Source organism: Hymenobacter persicinus, assembly GCF_004167665.1.
Classification (GTDB): domain Bacteria; phylum Bacteroidota; class Bacteroidia; order Cytophagales; family Hymenobacteraceae; genus Hymenobacter; species Hymenobacter persicinus.
The window spans coordinates 1-16671 of sequence record NZ_SEWE01000032.1 but is presented as its reverse complement, the minus strand read 5'-3'; the positions used below and the strand labels follow the sequence as shown (position 1 = coordinate 16671).

The window sequence follows — 16671 nt, the reverse complement described above, 5'->3', positions numbered from 1 at the left end:
CCCCATTCGAATTCCCGCCCTATGATTCTTCGCTTTACTCTGCCCTTCCGCACCACCTGGGGCCAGCGCCTGGTGGTCTGCGGCTCCGCACCCGCGCTGGGTGCCTGGAACCTCGACCACGCCCTGAGCTTGCACTACCAGCCCGCGGCGGGCCTTTGGAGCCAGGAAATCAGCTTGCCCGATGAGCAGGCCGGCACGGTAGAGTATAAGTACGTGCTGCTCGATGAGCGCACCGGCAGCCAGGACTGGGAATGGGGCCCCAACCGTACGGTGAGCTACGACGGCCGGCAGTTCAGCCGCCTCGTGCTGGCCGACTACTGGCGCCCGGCGGCCCAGCCCGAAAACGAGCTGCACACGGCTGCCTTTACCAAAGCCCTGATGCGCCGCCCCACCCCGGCTGCGGCCCCCGAGAAGCCCACGGCCCGCCTCGCCGACTCCGTGGTGCGCTTCCAGCTCGACGCCCCCCGCGTCGACTCCGACCACCAGCTCTGCGTGCTCGGCTCCGACCCGGCCCTGGGCGCCTGGGACGCCCGCAAGGCCGTGGTGCTCTCGGACCAGCGCTACCCGACCTGGACGGCCGACGTGGCCCTGGAATACCCCGAGCGCACCGCTCAGTACAAGTACGGCATCTGGGACCCGCGCGAGAAAAAGATTCTGCACCTGGAAAGCGGCGACGACCGGGTGATTTCGGCCTCGGCGGAGCGCAAAACCCTGCGCGTGCTGGCCGATGAGAATTTCCGCTACCCCACCGGCAACTGGCGCGGAGCCGGCGTAGCCCTGCCCGTATTTGCCCTGCGCAGCCGCCGCGGACTGGGCGTAGGCGAGTTTCCCGACCTGAAGCTGCTCGTCGACTGGGCCGTGAGCACCGGTCTGAAGCTGGTGCAGATTCTGCCCATCAACGATACTACCGCCACCCACACCTGGGTCGATTCGTACCCCTACGCGGCCATTTCGGTGTTTGCCCTGCACCCGCAGTACCTGAACCTGGACGCCATTGCCGAGCTGGCCGACCCCACCGACCAAGCCGAGCTGGAACGCCTGCGCACCGAGCTCAACGGCCGCGACTTCGTGGACTACGAGCCGGTGATGGAAGCCAAGTGGCGGTTTATCAAGAAGCTCTATCAGCAGGAGAAAAAGCAGTTTCTGGCCGACCCGGCCTTTAAAGCCTTCCGCGAGGAGCAAAAAAGCTGGCTGGTGCCTTACGCCGCCTTCTGCGCCCTGCGCGACCAGTTCGGCACGGCCGACTTCTCGCAGTGGCCCGCCGAGTTTCAGACCCCGCAGAACCTGGATTCCTTTACCGACGAAAGCCAGCCCGACTTCGACGAGGTGGGCGTGCACTTCTTCACCCAGTTTCACCTCGACAAGCAGCTGCTCGAAGCCGTGGACTACGCCCGCCAGCGCGGGGTGGTGCTCAAGGGCGACCTGCCCATCGGCATCTACCGTCACTCCGTCGACGCCTGGACTCAGCCCGAGCTCTACCACATGGACCAGCAGGCCGGCGCCCCGCCGGACGACTTCTCCACCACGGGCCAGAACTGGCGCTTCCCGACCTACAACTGGGAACGAATGGCCCAGGACGGCTACACCTGGTGGAAGCAGCGCATGAGCCACCTGGCCCGCTACTTCGACACGCTCCGCATCGACCACATTCTGGGCTTTTTCCGCATCTGGGAAATGCCGGCGCATTCGGTAGAAGGGTTGCTCGGACACTTCTCGCCGGCCCTGCCGATGTCGCGCGCCGAGATTGGGCAGCGCCTGGGTTGGTTCGACTACGGCCGCCTCTGCCAGCCCTACATCCGCTGGCACATCCTAACCGATATCTTTAAGGATCAGGCCGAAGCCGTCAAAAACGAGTTTCTGCAGGACGTCGGCTACGGGGCTTTCCTGCTGAAGGCAGGCTACCAGACCCAGCGCGAGATTGAAGCCGCCTTCGAGCTCAAGCTCGCCGCCGAGCCCAGCGCCGCCGAGCACCTGCTCTGGCTGCGCACGGGCCTTTACAAGCTCTGCAACGAGGTGCTGTTCGTGCAGACCGGCCCCGACGAGTTTCACCCGCGCATCACCGTCGACAAGAGCTACTCGTTCCGGGAGCTCAACGATGCCGACCGGCACCGCATGGCCGACATCTACAACGACTACTTCTACCGCCGCCACGAGGATTTCTGGCGGGAGCAGGGCATGGTGAAGCTGCCGCCCGTGCGCTACGCCACCGACATGCTCATCTGCGGCGAAGACCTGGGCATGGTACCGGCCTCGGTGCCGGGCGTGATGAAGGCCCTGGGCATGCTGGGGCTCAACATCCAGCGCATGCCCTCCGACCCCAAGGTGGAGTTCGGCCACCCCGACGCGGCTCCCTACCTGTCGGTGGTCAGCCCCGGCTCCCACGACATGAGCACCGTGCGCGGCTGGTGGGAAGAAGACCCGCAGCGGACCCAGCGCTTTTTCGAAACCATTCTGGGCCACTGGGGCGAGGGTGCGCCCTACCACTGCGAGCCTTGGGTAGCCCGCGAAATCACGGCCCAGCACCTGCACTCCCCGGCTATGTGGGCCATATTCCCGCTCCAGGATCTGCTGGCCATGGACCGGGACCTGCGCCGGGCCAACCCGCTGGACGAGCAGATCAACGTGCCGGCCAACCCCACCCACTTCTGGAAGTACCGCCTGCACCTGGAGCTGGAAGACTTGGTTCACCAAGCCGGCTTTAACCACGACTTGCTCCAGCTCGTGGCCCGCAGCGGCCGCAACCGCAGTTACTAGCCCTTTGCAAAGCGATTTTTCGCCCGAAAGACCAGAGCCTCATAGGAATATGACGCGCTGAGCCTTCGGGCGAAATCCGTTTGGGGCGGGCCGTAGTATGTATCGGGCGGTACGTCCGCGGCAGGACCGAGGGCTGGCGCGGAGCCATCTGCCGTTCGGTATTGTCCAGCTTCCATTCACCGAGTAATCAGGGTTGTTCAGCGAGAACCTAGGGCGGCTCTGGGACCAAAGAAGTAAGTTTGTAGCTGGGCTCTAGCCGCCGCCGCGCGCCATAGGTCCGGAGTGTTTTCTCACGTTGTTTGCCTTAGCCCTGCCCTCTGTGATGCGCTTCTTGCCAACTATTGTCGAATGCCGCGCTTGGGCAGTTGCTGGACTTGGTTTGGCTGGACCACCATAATCGGCGCTGCCGTACGCTGGAGCCCGGATTTTGTTCAATATTCAGCTAATAACCCAATGGCGCGGATAAATATTCAGCAAGATTTATGGGAAAAATCCTACGTAATTAATTTACACAGAGTAAGTTTGCACTTTCGTACGCAGACCTTGTGCTCAGCACTCTTCTTTTGCAACCTTTCTTGTTCTTTTTGTAATTTTTCATGAAAACAATCTTACGCTTAACAGCAGCCTTGTTGCTTGGTGTGACATTGACACCCCTGCAACAATCCAGGGCTCAACAATTTCTACCGCGTGTAAATAGTGCTCAGCCGGCCGCCGAACAGGCCCCGGCCGTTCCGGCCCTGGGGCTGTCGCGGGGTGCTTTCAGCGGCCCCGCCGCGGAGGCCCTGCTCCCCGCCGCATTTCTTCCCCCGGTGAAGCCGACGGCCAAGCAGCCCCTGCAGGGTACGGGCTTCGGCAAGCCGGCGACGGCTCCCGTGGCCACCAACGTCACGTCCCCGACGCTGGTGAAGAACGACGGTAACCTCGTGCAGATGGACCGCGGCCTGGCCGCCACCGACGCCGACGGCAACCTGAACACCTTCACCTTCGTGACGATTCCCGCCAACGGCACGCTGTACACGGCCAACGCGGCCATCAGCCAGTTTATCCAGGTGACGGCAGGCATGACGGTTTCGGCCAACCAGGCCCAGTATATTGCCTTTGCGACCACCGGCGCCGTCGGCGCGCGCAGCTTCACCTTCCGCGCCACCGATACCAACAACGAAGTTTCCAACACGGCTACCTACTCCTTCCAGGTAGTCAACAACCTCCCGCCGGAAGCCCGGGACTACACCAACCCCACGCTGATTGGCAACGGGATGCTGCAGGACCTGCGCGACCCAACCGCCTGGCGGCAGATTGACACGGACGGTTCGATCAGCTCGTTCCGCTTCACCCAGCTGCCGGATGCTGCCACGGGTGCCCTGTTCGTGAACGGCGCCGCCGCAGCTACGGGTCAGAACTACACCTACTCGGCGGCCACCACGCTGGCTTTCCGGCCCGCGGCGGGCTATTCGGGTACCGATGCCATTGCCAGCTTCGTCACCATCGACAACAGCGGCAACACGTCGACCAACACGGGCCGCCTGGGCATTCCGGTTAACAAGGCCACCTGCGGCCAGGCTTCCGTGTTCGACTTCACGACCCGTACCGACGGTGAAAACTGGAAAACCAACCGGACGGCAACCGTTACCAACAGCTCGGTCACGATTTCCAACAACCTGAACGGCGTGAGCGGCTATTCGTCTACGGCCGCCGCTGGCGAAACCCAGTTCACCGTGGATTACCGCGCCGCAAGCCCCGGCTACGCCCTGGACTGGTTTACGGACTACACCTCGACGGCCAACACGACTAGCACGGCCAACTTCTACTTCAACCGGGCGCTGAACAACTTCAGCTTCACCATGGGTGACCTGGACAAGGGTACGGCCGCGGAAGGCAGCGCCTTCATCGATGACGTGACCTTCAACGGCTACCGGGCCGACGGCACGATTGTCCGCTTGGACGCCGGTGACATTTCCCTGGCCCCCAACGGCAACAACTTCTTCAGCGGCAACAACCGCATCACGGGCCGCACCAACCCGGCCACCGGCACGGGCGGTACGTTTGGCCCCGACGGCAACGTGACCATCACCTTCACCGAGCCCATCGTTCGTCTGGAACTGATTTACAAAAACCTGCAGACCGAAATTGCCAACCCCGGCACCCAGGCCGTGTACATCTCCGCCTTCACCTGGTGCGAGCAGGCCGACGTCGCTACCACCATCAGCGGCCCGACCTACGCCAACTTCAACACCCTGGTAACCTACACTGCCACGACCACCAACCTCTCGGGCTTGGACGCGGCGCACAACGTGGTTCCCACGATTCAGCTGCCGCCTTTCTCCAACGGCGTGAGCGTGACCAATGGCACTTACGTGGCCAACACCGGCATCGTGACGTTCAACACCACGCCCCTGCTGGCCAGCGGTGCCTCAGTGACCAACAAGGTATCGTTCTTCATGCCTAACAGCACCGTTACCGGCACGGCCCGCAACACGGCTGACACCTCAGACCCGGTAGCGGGCAACAACAACGGCACCACGCCCGCCGCGCAGATTACGACCGTCGTCAACGCGGCCCCCACGGCCGTCAACGTCACGACCGGCGCCCTGACAATCAACACGACGGACAACCCTATTGAGCCCCTACAGGGCACCGACCCCCAAGGCGATGCTACCGTTGCCAGCTTCACGATTCTATCGCTGCCCGGCAACGGCACGCTGAAGCTGAACGGCGCCAACGTAACCCTAAACCAGGTTATCGCCGCTGCCGATGCCGGCAACCTCACTTTCTCGCCCAACGGCACGACCGGCAACCGCACCTTCACCTATAAGGCTACTGATGATTTGACTCTGACGTCGTCGAACACGGCTACGTACACCATTCCGGTTGTATCGACCATTGCCACTCCTTCCGACTTCAGCGTAACGCAGCGGCCGACGCTCGGCCCTTACCGCGTGGGACAAACGGTTACCTACACCGTAGTAGCCTCCTCTTCCGCCGTTGGCGCGGGGGTTACGGTTGATTATTTGTTGCCAACCGGCCTTACCTTCGTCAGCGCCGCCGCGCCTACCGGCACTACGTACAACAGCGGTACCGGCGTATGGAACATTGGCGCAATGACGGCCGGCAGCTCGCAGACCCTCACCGTTACGGCCCGCGTAACGCAAACCGGTGATCTGACGACCACTGCCAACATTGGTTCCACTACCACTCCTGACCGGAACAACAGCAATAACACGGCTGTACAAACCATCAATACGGCCAACAACGGTACCTACTCGGAAGATTTTGAAGGCCGGATTGCTGACTTCTGCGCAGCTACCGTTGGCGATGTGACCATTACCGAAAACTCCCTCACGGGTCGTGAGTCGCTGTCTGCCTCTGTGCCGGCCAACGTTACGACCTCGTATACGACGCCTTTCCTCAATCTGACCGGTGGTACCACTTCCTTCAACCTCAAGGTAAACACCGTTCAGAACAACCAGAACCGCCCCAACTACATCATCAACTACATTAATGCCGCAGGCACTACGGTTGCTTCCGTGACTTCGGCTGACATTACATCCACCAATGCTTTCCCGGTTTCGTCGCCTTACACGGTCACTGGAAACCTTAAAGTCCAGATCGTATTCGTCAACACTCGTGGTACGACTGTTTTCACTGTAGATGATCTGGTTATCACGAATGCCACGACGGCGGCCAAGTCTGACTGCTCGGCCAACGTGGTGCCCACCGTGGCTGACGTGACCAACGCGCGGATGTCGGACCAGTATGGTCCCACGAGCATCTCGGCCCTGTCGGGTTCGGATTCGGACGGCAGCATTGCGTCGTTCCTGATTACCAGCATTCCGGATGCTTCGCAAGGGGTTCTGTCGCTGAATGGCGTGGCCGTCACGGCTGGCCAGGAGCTGACGCCAACCGAAGCCGGCCAGCTGAAGTTTGACCCCGTAGCGGGCTATGCCGGCAACGCCGCCTTCGGCTACCAGGCTTACGACAACTCGGGGGCATTGAGCTCCAACTCGGCCACGTTCACCATTCCGGTGTTCATCACGGCCGCCGTGAGCGGCACCATTTTCGACGACGTGAACTACGGCGGCGGCGCTGGCCGCACCTACGAGGATGCCAATAACTCGGCCATTGCCTCGGGCTTCGCAGCCAACGCCATTGGCCGCAGCGGCGTAACCGTAGAGCTCTACGACGAGACGGGCGTGCTGTCGGCCACGACGACCACCACGACCGGTGGCCTGTACTCCTTCCCCATCGTGTTCAGCGGCAACTACACCGTTCGGGTAGTGAATAGCGGCGTGACGTCGGTTCGCACCGCCTCGGGTGCCGTGGTGCCCGTGCAGACTTTCCGCACCGGCGTGACGGACAAAGTAGGTGGCGAAGTCCCGGCTCTGACCGATGCCGCCGCTAACAACGGCAGCCAGAACCTGAGCGCCCTGACCTCGGGCTCCTTCGCTCCCCAGTCGGTGGCCGCCGTGGTGGTACCAAACCGGAACGTGACGGCCCAGATCAACGACTTCGGCTTCAACTTCGACGCCGTGGTGAACACCAACGACTCGGGCCCCGGCTCGCTGCGGCAGTTCATCACCAACAGCAACCGCCTCGACAACGGCAAGCTGGCCCAGCAGGGCCTGACGGCCGCCAAGGAAAGCGCCGTCTTCATGCTGAGCGACGGCCGCACGACAGGCACGGCAGTACCGGGCATCCGCCTGGGCACCGCAGCTGCTGCCGGGTATGATGCTACGAACAAGGTCTTCACCTTCTCGCCTTCGTCGTCCCTGCCCGCCATCACGGACGCCAACACGACCATCGACGGCAAGGTGCAGTCGAACCTGACGGGGGAAACCGCTGCCGTGTCGGCCACGAGCACCGGTCCGGAAGTGGTGATTGACTTCGGCTTCAACGCCGGCGTGAGCGGCCTGCTGGTGAACGCTGGTAACACCCGCATTGCTTCGATTGGCCTGCTGAACGCCAAGGGTGGCAGCTTGAGCACCGCCGGTGGCCCAGCCTCCGACGGCTCGGCCGTGACCTTCAACGGCGCCGCCGCCACGGGTTCGGTACTGACGGACGTGACCAGCTCCGGCAACGCCATTGCTTCGGTGCTGCTCACCGGCGGTGCTACCGGTATCACGGTTAGCAACAACCTGCTGCTCTCGGCCCGCTCCAGCGCGGCGGGTGCGGGCACCATTGCCTACGACGGCAACGGTATCCTGTTCTCTAATGCCTCGAGCAACACCATCAGCGGCAACACCATCAGCTCCAACAACGGCTACGGTATTACCTTCATCACGCCCGGCGGTATCGGGGCCAACGCCACGAACACCATCAGCGGCAACACCATCAGCGGCAACGGGGTGGGTACGATTTCGGCCACTGACGCGGGCATCAGCATCCAGTCGGGCAACAACAACCTGTTCAGCGGCAACACCATCACGGCCAACTCCGGCGACGGTATTGTGGCCATGAGCGGCACGTCGGGCAACCGCTTCAGCCAGAACAACATCAGCGCCAACAACGGCAACGGGGTTGCTGGCGACTTGGGCATCGACCTGTCGGCTAACAACACTAACCCGAACGGCGATGCTGTAACGCTGAACGCCGACGGCAAAACTGCCGCCAGCGGCGCCAACGGTCTGTTCAACTTCCCGGTTATCACCCAGGCCACCATCAACAACGGCAAGCTGCTCGTAACGGGCTACTCGCGGACCGGTGCTCTGATTGAGTTCTTCATTGCCAGCGCCGACCCCACGAACTTCGGCGAAGGCGCTACCTACTTCGCTACGGCTACCGAGAACACCGCGGCCGACGTCGACAACCGCATCGGTTCGTACAGCGGCGTGGTGGGCAACATGGGCCTCAACCAAGGTTCGCAGGTTAACGCCAGCCGCTTCGCCTTCTCGTTCGACGTGACGCCGGCCCAGGCCGCCAGCTTCGTGGCCAACAAGATTACGGCCACGGCCACCCTCCCGGCCGTAGTGGGCGGGCTGACCGTGGGCAACACCTCGGAGTACTCGGGCGTGTTCACTGTATCGAGCAACCAGCCCCTGCCCGTGGAGCTGAAGGAGTTTGCTGCCAAAGCCGTGAAAAACGACGCTCGCCTGAGCTGGACCACGGCCTCGGAGCGTAACAACGACCACTTCACCGTGGAGCGCTCCATTGCCGGCGGCGACTTCGTAGCCATTGGCACCGTGAAAGGCCAGGGCAGCACCACCCAGGAGCACAGCTACAGCTTCACCGATGCCGGTGTGGGCGCCAAGTACAGCGGCACGGTATACTACCGCCTGCAGCAGGTTGATACGGACGGCACCATCAGCACCAGCCCCGTCCGCACGCTGAGCTTCACGGCGCAGGTAGCCGGTGAGTTCCAGCTCTACCCGAACCCCACGACGGAAGCCAGCACCCTGGACCTGTCGACGCTGCCTGCTGGCAGCTACCAGGTAACGGTAGTAGACATGACGGGCCGCACCATCAGCACGTCGACTTGCGCCGGTGGTCTTTCGCACACGCTCAGCCTCGAGCAGGCGCCCCGCGGCACCTACGTGGTGCTCGTGCGCGGCCAGGGCCTGAAGATTACCAAGACGCTGGTGAAAAACTAACCTTCCCCGCGTAAGCCCAAAAAAGCCTCTCCCCTCGGGAGAGGCTTTTTTTATGCCCCTGCTCCGGGCGCCGAACGGGCATTTTCCGGGCGGGCAGCTTAACCGTGCGGGCCCTTTGCGGGTATAGGGTAGGCATTCCCAAATCAGCCATGCCCAAGAAAATTGCTCCCCGCCACGCCCCGCCCGAAAAGCCCCGCACCGACTTCGACGTTCTGATTGTGGGCGCGGGCAGCGCCGGCCTCAGCGCCGCCATGCTGCTCGGCCGCTGCCTGCGCCGGGTGCTGGTGTGCGGCAGCGGTGCCCCGCGCAACGTCACGTCCCCGGCCGTCCATGCCTTTCTCTCCCGCGACGGCACCAAGCCCGCCGACCTGCTCCAGCTGGGGCGGGAGCAGTTGAAGCCCTACACTACCGTGCAGCTGCAGCAAGCCTGCGTCAGCCAGATTCGGCCGACGGACTACGGCTTTCAGGTTGCCATAGAAAGCGAGGCCGGCCGCGCCTACTCGGTCACGGCCCGCAAGGTGCTGCTGGCGACGGGCGTGGAAGACGAACTGCCACCCCTGCCCGGCATGCGCGAAATGTGGGGCCGCGGCGTGTTGCACTGCCCCTACTGCCACGGCTGGGAAGCCCGCGACACGCCCCTGGCCGTGTACGGCCACGGCAAGTCGGCCACGGGCCTGGCCCTGCTGATCAGTCGGTGGTCGAAGGACGTGATACTGGTAACTGACGGCCCCGGCAACCTGACCCAGAACGCCCGGCGGCGCCTACGCCAGCAGCACATCCGGGTGCTGGAAGAACCCATCAGCCACCTCGAAGGCACCAAGCGCGGGGAACTGCGCCACATTGTGTTTAAGAACGGCGACAAGCTGGCCCGACACGCGGTATTTCTGCATCCCCAGCAGCACCAACGCAGCCCGTTGGCCCAGGAGTTGGGCTGCCGCATTACGGGCAAGGGCGCGGTGTGGGTCGACAAGGGTGGGCAAACCAGCGTGCCCGGCATCTACGCCGCCGGCGACAACACCCCCGGCCCCCAGAAAGCCATCATTGCCGCTGCCGACGGCACCCGGGCCGCCATGATTATCAACGAGATGATGACCCGGGAGGAATGCCCGCGCTAACTCCCGGCCGAAAACCGGACAATTCCGGGCAGCCGTGCACTTTCCCGGAACGCCGATGGTTGGGGGGAACAGCCCGGGGATTGGACGCGCAATTTTGCCCGCTCAGTTTTGAACCGACCGGCTTTTGGTTAGCTTGCTAATCCGGTATCCATTCGAAATGCGGCGCGGGCGGCAAACGCTTGTCTTGGCCCGATAATTTACGAAGCTGCCCTTGTTGCCTTACCCCTACCCGTTGCGCTGACGCCCGCATGAGAAACGTTTACCCGCTGCTTCTGCTTGTGCTCCTGCTGCTGGTTGGCGTTTTGCCGGGAAGCGCCCAGCGCCTCGTGTTTTCGGGCCGCGTGACCGAGGCCAGCAACGGCAAGCCGGTACCTTTCGCGTCGTTGTTTGTGCCCGGCACGGCCATTGGCATCACCGCCGACGCTGAGGGCCGCTACGAGTTGACCGTGACCCAGCCCTTCGATACGCTGGCGGCCTCGGCCCTGGGCTTTGCGGCATTGAAAAAAGCCGTGGGTCGCCAGCCCCGGCAGACGGTAAACTTCGCGCTGGGCTCCGGGGCTTTTTCCCTGGGCGAGGTAGTGGTACGCCCCCACGAAAACCCGGCCTACGAGATTCTGCGCCGGGTGCAGGCCCGCAAGCCCCAAAACGACAAGCGCAGCCTCGAGGCCTTTGAGTTTGATTCCTACAACCGCGTCCAGACCACGCTCACCAACCTGCCCGACCGCCTGGCCAAGCGCCGCGTAATTCAGGACATGTTGACCTTGTCTGACAGTCTGGGTGCGGCCCGGCCGGCGGACGGCGCGGCCAATCTGCCCATCTTCGCCTCCGAAATTCTGTCGCGCTACTACGCCCGCAACCGGCCCGGGCGCAAGCGGGAGGAAATCCGCAAAACCCAGATGCGGGGCCTCGGCCCGCGGGAAGGCTCGGTTTTGTCCCAGATTCTGGGCTCCTCCTTTCAGGACTACGATTTTTACCCCAACTGGCAGAACGTGCTGGGCAAGGACTTCATTTCGCCCATTGCCGACGGCTGGCGCTTCACGTACGAGTACGAGCTCCAGGATTCGGTCTGGATTGGCAAGGATTGGTGCTACCAGATTGGCGTCACCCCCCGGCGGCCCCAGGATCTGGCTTTCGTGGGCACTATCTGGATTACGGCCGAAACCTATGCCCTGCGCCGCCTCGACCTGCGCAAAAGCCCCCAGGCCAACATCAACTTCGTGGACCAGTTCACGGTGTTTCAGGAGCTGACCCCGCCCGCCGAGGGTCCGGGCCTGCCGGTGCGCACCAAGGTTGCTATCCGCGTCACGCCGGCCGAAAAGCAGGCCGGGGTGCTGCTCAACCTGCTCACCCTCAACTCCAACTTCACCCGCAACGCCCCCCACGACCTGGCCTTTTACGACCGGCCGGTGGCCACGGCCGCCGACGCCTACGACGTACCCCGGGACTTTTTCGCCCAGCACCGCCCCGACTCGCTCAGTGCCCAGGAGCAGCACACCTTCGTACTGCTCGACTCGGTGAAGGAACTGCCCAGCGTCCGGTCGTTGCTGGATTTGGCCGATATCGTGGTCAATGGCTACAAGCGCGTGGGCAAGCTCGACGTGGGGCCGCTGCTGGCTACTTATGGCTTCAACAACGTGGAGGGCCACCGCTTCCGCCTCGGCTTCCGCACCACGCCCGAGCTGAGCCGCGACTGGCTCACCAAGGCCTACCTGGCCTACGGCACCCACGACGGCCGCTTCAAATACGGGGTGCGCATCAACCGCATCGTGGAGCGTAACCACTGGACCGTGGCCACCGTGGAATACCGCCACGACCTGGACCAGGTCGCTTTGCTCGACAACGAGTTTGGGCAGGAAAATCCCCTCTTCGACGCCGCGGCCCGCCTGGGCAACGTGCGCCGGGGCCGGCCGCTGATGCGCAACCTCTCATCGGCCTCCCTGCAAACCGATCTGTTCCGGGGCTTCACCCAGAAAGTCACGGTCCGCCACCAGCAGTTCGACCCGCTCTACGAGTTTGCCTACTACAAAACCCCGCAGCGGGAGCCCGGCGCGCCTACGTCGGCCAACTTCACTTTGGCCGAAGTTATCCTGGAGTCGCGCTACGCCCGCGACGAGGTGCTGGTCGAAACCGAAAACCGCCGCAAAGCCATCGGGCTGATGAAGTGGCCGGTGTTTACGCTGCGCTATACCGTGGGGGCCAACCACGTGCTGGGCAGCAACTTCCAGTACCAGAAGTTCAATTTCATCGTCACCCAGAGCCTGCAGCTCGGCCAACTCGGCCGCGCCGACTACCGTCTCGACGCGGGCTACATTCCGAGCACGGTGCCTTACCCGATCCTGAAGACGCACCTGGGCAACCAGTCGCCGTTCTACAACGGGGCGGCGTTCAACCTGATGCGCTACTTCGAGTTTGTCAGTGACCGGTACGTGGCGCTGCGGGTCGAGGACCACTTCGAGGGGATGCTGCTCAACTCGGTGCCCCTGCTCAAAAAGCTCAACTGGCGCCTACTAGCTTCGGCCAACGTGCTCTACGGCGGCGTCAGCGCGGCCAACCGCCAGCTCACCCCGGCCTTCCATCCCCTCGACGGCCGGCCCTTGCCCACGTTTCAGTCATTGAGCCACGTGCCCTACGCCGAGGTGGGCTACGGTGTGGAAAACATCTTCAAGGTGGTGCGCCTCGACTTCCTGCACCGCCTCACCTACCGCGACGCCCCCGAGGCCCGGACTTTTGGCGTCAAGCTCAGCCTGCAGTTTAAGCTCTAGGCCTGGGTGGCTGCCCCAAGCCTTGCATTAAGCCGGGGCAGAACGTTATCCATTGCGCCGGATTTTCGTTGTATAATGCCCACAGCGTCCGTTCTCCCGCCCGCTTTTCCTGCCGCTTATGCTCGCCCAAGCCATTCTCACCGCGTTTCGCCAGCACTTCGACTTGGAACCACTGCTGGTCCGGGCTCCCGGCCGCATCAACCTCATCGGGGAGCATACCGACTACAACGGCGGCTTCGTGCTGCCCGCGGCCATCGACCGGGAAATGGTTTTTGCCGTCGCCTTGAACAATACGCCCACCATCCACCTGCGCGCCCACGACCTGCACGAGTCCTTTACCGCTGAGGCCGCCGCCGTGCAGCGCACCAACACGGCCTGGGCCAACTACCTGCTGGGCGTGGTGGCGCAGTTTCAGCAGCGCGGCGTTGTTGTGCCGGGCTTCGACTGCGTGTTCGGGGGCAACGTGCCGATGGGGGCGGGGCTGTCTTCGTCGGCGGCGGTAGAATGCGGGCTGGCCTTTGCCCTCAATGAGCTGCTGCGTACCGGCTTCAGCCTGCTGGAGCTGGCCCTGATCGGGCAGGCCGCCGAGCACACGTTTGCCGGGGTGCAGTGCGGCCTCATGGATCAGTTTGCCAGCCTGCACGGGCGCGCCGGCCAGGTTGTGCGTCTCGACTGCCGCTCGCTGGAATACGAGTATTTTCCTTTCGATTCGGCCGCCTACCACCTGGTGCTCTGCAATTCGGGGGTGAAGCACAGCCTGGCCAGCTCGGAGTACAACACCCGCCGCCGGGAGTGCGAGCAGGGCATGGCCGTTTTGCAGCAACACTACCCCGAAATTCAGTCCCTGCGCGACGTGACCCTGGCCCAGGTGCACGCCCATCGTGCCGAGCTAGGCCCTACGGTGCATAAGCGGTGCGTGTTTGTGGTGCAGGAAAACCACCGGGTGGAGGAAACCTGCCGCCACTTGGCCGCCGGCGACCTACGCGCCGTCGGCCATCTGCTCTACGCCTCCCACGCCGGCCTGCGCGACAATTACGCCGTGAGTTGCCTTGAGCTCGACACGCTGGTCCAACTCACCCGCACCACGCCGGGCGTGTTTGGGTCCCGCATGATGGGTGGCGGTTTTGGCGGCTGCACTATCAATCTGGTGGCCACCGAGCATGTCGAGCACTTCACTCACCACATGACCCAGGGCTACGAAAAGTTTTTTGGTCGCCCCTTGGAAACCTACGACGCCACGATCGTAGGGGGCGTGAGTACGGTCGAAGCTTAGGTACTACCAATGGCCGCCCTACCGCGGGTCTCGGTCCTGTCTCGGTATTCAGCCACAGCGCCTACCTAGGTAATGTATAAGTATATATTATATGTACCATGTTCGTTCAGTGTATTCCCAAGGGTTTGCACTGGGTATAGATAAAGCCCGTCCATACTGCCGATAAGAGCTTAAGACATTGGATTAACTATGGAAATTCTTAAAAGATTGTAAAATATAAATTAGTTTTTCTACTTTTGGTATAAGTTTTAGCCCGTCGTGTGCTACTGCTTACCCGCCCTGTTACTCCTATTGCATTAGGCCGCTTTCTGGCCTCGATTTCCGCTCCTCTTACTGCCTCTGAAGCTTTGCTGGGCTTTTTTACCCCGGCATAGCCTTAGCCCCCATGACTCCGGTCGTGTTTGATTACTCGCTCCAACCGGTGCTGAGCTGCTTACTAGTGCCCTTTACCTCTACTGTTGTGCTTTCCTTCCCCTCTAACCTCTCCTGCCGCGCCTAACTTTTGCTAGCAAGCAAAGAAAGGCCATTGGTGGCTCCACGCTTACTGGTTTTCCTCCCTTTTTGTTGCATTCATCGCTGCCACTTGGATTTAAGCAACAATCACCCTCCTTCCTACGACCTCACACAACCTTCGTTCCAGTCCTCACGCCTCGCAACATGGGAATACTTTTTACTCAACTCTCCACTGCTTCCGCTCAACCCCGCCTTGCTTCCCGTCGCCACTGGCTGAAAGGACTGGGCGCCCTCGTTGGGAGTGGCTTACTGGCCGCGCCTGCTACCTTGCTGGCGGCCCCCGCTACGCCAGCCCTACCCGCCTCGGCTAACGTGGGCGGCGAAGAATACATCGGGATGGTAAAGCTGCTGGCCGGCCCCACCGTCCCCCAGGGTTGGGCTCTCTGCGACGGGCGCGAACTACCCGTCAGCCAGCACCCGGCCCTGTTTGCCTTACTGGGCACCATGTACGGCGGCGACGGCAACGCAAACTTTGCCCTTCCCAAGCTTGTGCCGACGGGTCGGGCCGTGCCGGGCCACAGCCCGGAGCAGTCAGTGGCTCCCTTCACGCTGGCTATCAAAGTAGCCAATGCCCCCGCCACGACCGAGGCCGGCATTGAGCTTCGCTTGCAGCACCTGCGCCGCGCCAAAACGCGTCTGGTGCGCTAAGCCCTCCCAGCGGCAGCATTGCCGCTCAACACCTTCCTGCGTCAAGAATCTTTTTCCCTTCGCTTTAGCAGGGTGCTAAAGTTAATTTCCATCCTTTCCTTTCTTTTTTTCCATATGGAAGAGTACCTCGGCGTTATCAAACTGTTTGCAGGCAACTTCGCGCCCCGTGGCTTCATGTTCTGCAACGGCCAGATCCTATCCATTGCCCAGAATAGTGCCCTGTTTTCCCTGCTTGGCACCACGTATGGTGGCAATGGCCAGACCACGTTTGCCCTGCCCAACTTGATGGGCCGCGTACCAGTAGGCGTTGGCACCGGGCCGGGCCTGCCCCAAGTGGTCCAGGGCCAGATAGCTGGCACGCCCACCGTAACGCTGACGACCAACAACATGCCCGCGCACACGCACGGCCAGCAGTTCATGTCAGGCGCAGCCACGGCGGCAACTCCGGCGGCCGGCCTTTCACTGGCCCAGACCAACGGTTCGGTGCCGGGTACCGGTGATACCACCACGACCAACATCTACGGGTCGACTGGTTCGCCTGTAGCGGGTGGCCAGACCTCGGTGGCCGGCGGCAACCAGCCCGTAAGCGTGATGCAGCCTTACCTGGGCCTGAACTACATCATCTGCACGGAAGGCATCTATCCCTCGCGCAACTAATATCGGCCCAGTGGCCCCAGCGTAGGGCACCGTTCTGCCTGCCCGATGGCAGCAGGGCGGTGCCCGTTGCGACTACCAACTTTGCATTGCTTGGCGTCCCATTTTTTCACTAAATCCTTTTTCTCGTGAATCACCCATACTTTATGCGGCAGGGACTGGTCAGGCTTTGCCTGGCAGTGCTGCTGCTGCTGGGGCTCAGGCTATCCGGCCATGCCCAGACGATTACAACGGTGGCCGGCGACGGAACCACCTCCGGCACCGGTACTAGCACCGGCTTCACTCTGGGCGTGGCCATTGATCCGGCCGGCAACATCTACGTGGCGGGTGGCAACGCCCACGTTATCCGTAAAATCACGCCCGGCGGG

At 62.6% G+C, this 16671-nt stretch carries 7 protein-coding genes and 1 pseudogene; all 8 read left to right on the top strand.

The annotated features are described in order from the left end of the window. The first annotated feature begins 21 nt into the window (after window positions 1-21). Window positions 22-2754 (top strand): 4-alpha-glucanotransferase, encoded by a 2733-nt coding sequence (locus EWM57_RS14520; protein WP_129921881.1) that lies wholly within the window; start codon window positions 22-24, stop codon window positions 2752-2754. An 809-nt stretch (window positions 2755-3563) separates the two neighbouring features. After that, window positions 3564-9338, top strand: a complete 5775-nt coding sequence (locus EWM57_RS14515) for a T9SS type A sorting domain-containing protein (protein WP_129921880.1) — start codon at window positions 3564-3566, stop codon at window positions 9336-9338. Window positions 9339-9487: 149 nt separating this feature from the next. After that, window positions 9488-10453 carry an NAD(P)/FAD-dependent oxidoreductase gene (locus tag EWM57_RS14510; protein ID WP_129921879.1) on the top strand — a complete coding sequence of 322 codons (966 nt, stop codon included), beginning with the start codon at window positions 9488-9490 and terminating at the stop codon, window positions 10451-10453. Between the two features lie 278 nt (window positions 10454-10731). Next, window positions 10732-13215 (top strand): DUF5686 and carboxypeptidase-like regulatory domain-containing protein, encoded by a 2484-nt coding sequence (locus EWM57_RS14505; RefSeq protein ID WP_165370524.1) that lies wholly within the window; start codon window positions 10732-10734, stop codon window positions 13213-13215. A 118-nt stretch (window positions 13216-13333) separates the two neighbouring features. Then, complete coding sequence (gene galK / locus EWM57_RS14500) at window positions 13334-14488, top strand: galactokinase (RefSeq protein WP_129921877.1); 1155 nt, start codon at window positions 13334-13336, stop codon at window positions 14486-14488. 657 nt (window positions 14489-15145) lie between these two features. Then, window positions 15146-15649, top strand: a complete 504-nt coding sequence (locus EWM57_RS21615; RefSeq protein WP_242510079.1) for a phage tail protein — start codon at window positions 15146-15148, stop codon at window positions 15647-15649. Between the two features lie 114 nt (window positions 15650-15763). Continuing rightward, on the top strand, window positions 15764-16306 hold the full coding sequence (locus tag EWM57_RS14490) for a phage tail protein (RefSeq protein WP_129921876.1): 543 nt from the start codon (window positions 15764-15766) through the stop codon (window positions 16304-16306). A 125-nt stretch (window positions 16307-16431) separates the two neighbouring features. Beyond that, window positions 16432-16671 (top strand): annotated as a pseudogene (locus tag EWM57_RS14485) (hypothetical protein); the annotation flags it as partial.

What these genes read in the sequence shown, in the direction of transcription:
- EWM57_RS14510 (WP_129921879.1), top strand. Translation starts at nt 9,488, where the DNA reads ATGCCCAAGAAAATTGCTCCCCGCCACGCCCCGCCCGAAAAGCCCCGC.
- EWM57_RS21615 (WP_242510079.1), top strand. Translation starts at nt 15,146, where the DNA reads ATGGGAATACTTTTTACTCAACTCTCCACTGCTTCCGCTCAACCCCGC.
- EWM57_RS14520 (WP_129921881.1), top strand. Translation starts at nt 22, where the DNA reads ATGATTCTTCGCTTTACTCTGCCCTTCCGCACCACCTGGGGCCAGCGC.
- galK (WP_129921877.1), top strand. Translation starts at nt 13,334, where the DNA reads ATGCTCGCCCAAGCCATTCTCACCGCGTTTCGCCAGCACTTCGACTTG.
- EWM57_RS14490 (WP_129921876.1), top strand. Translation starts at nt 15,764, where the DNA reads ATGGAAGAGTACCTCGGCGTTATCAAACTGTTTGCAGGCAACTTCGCG.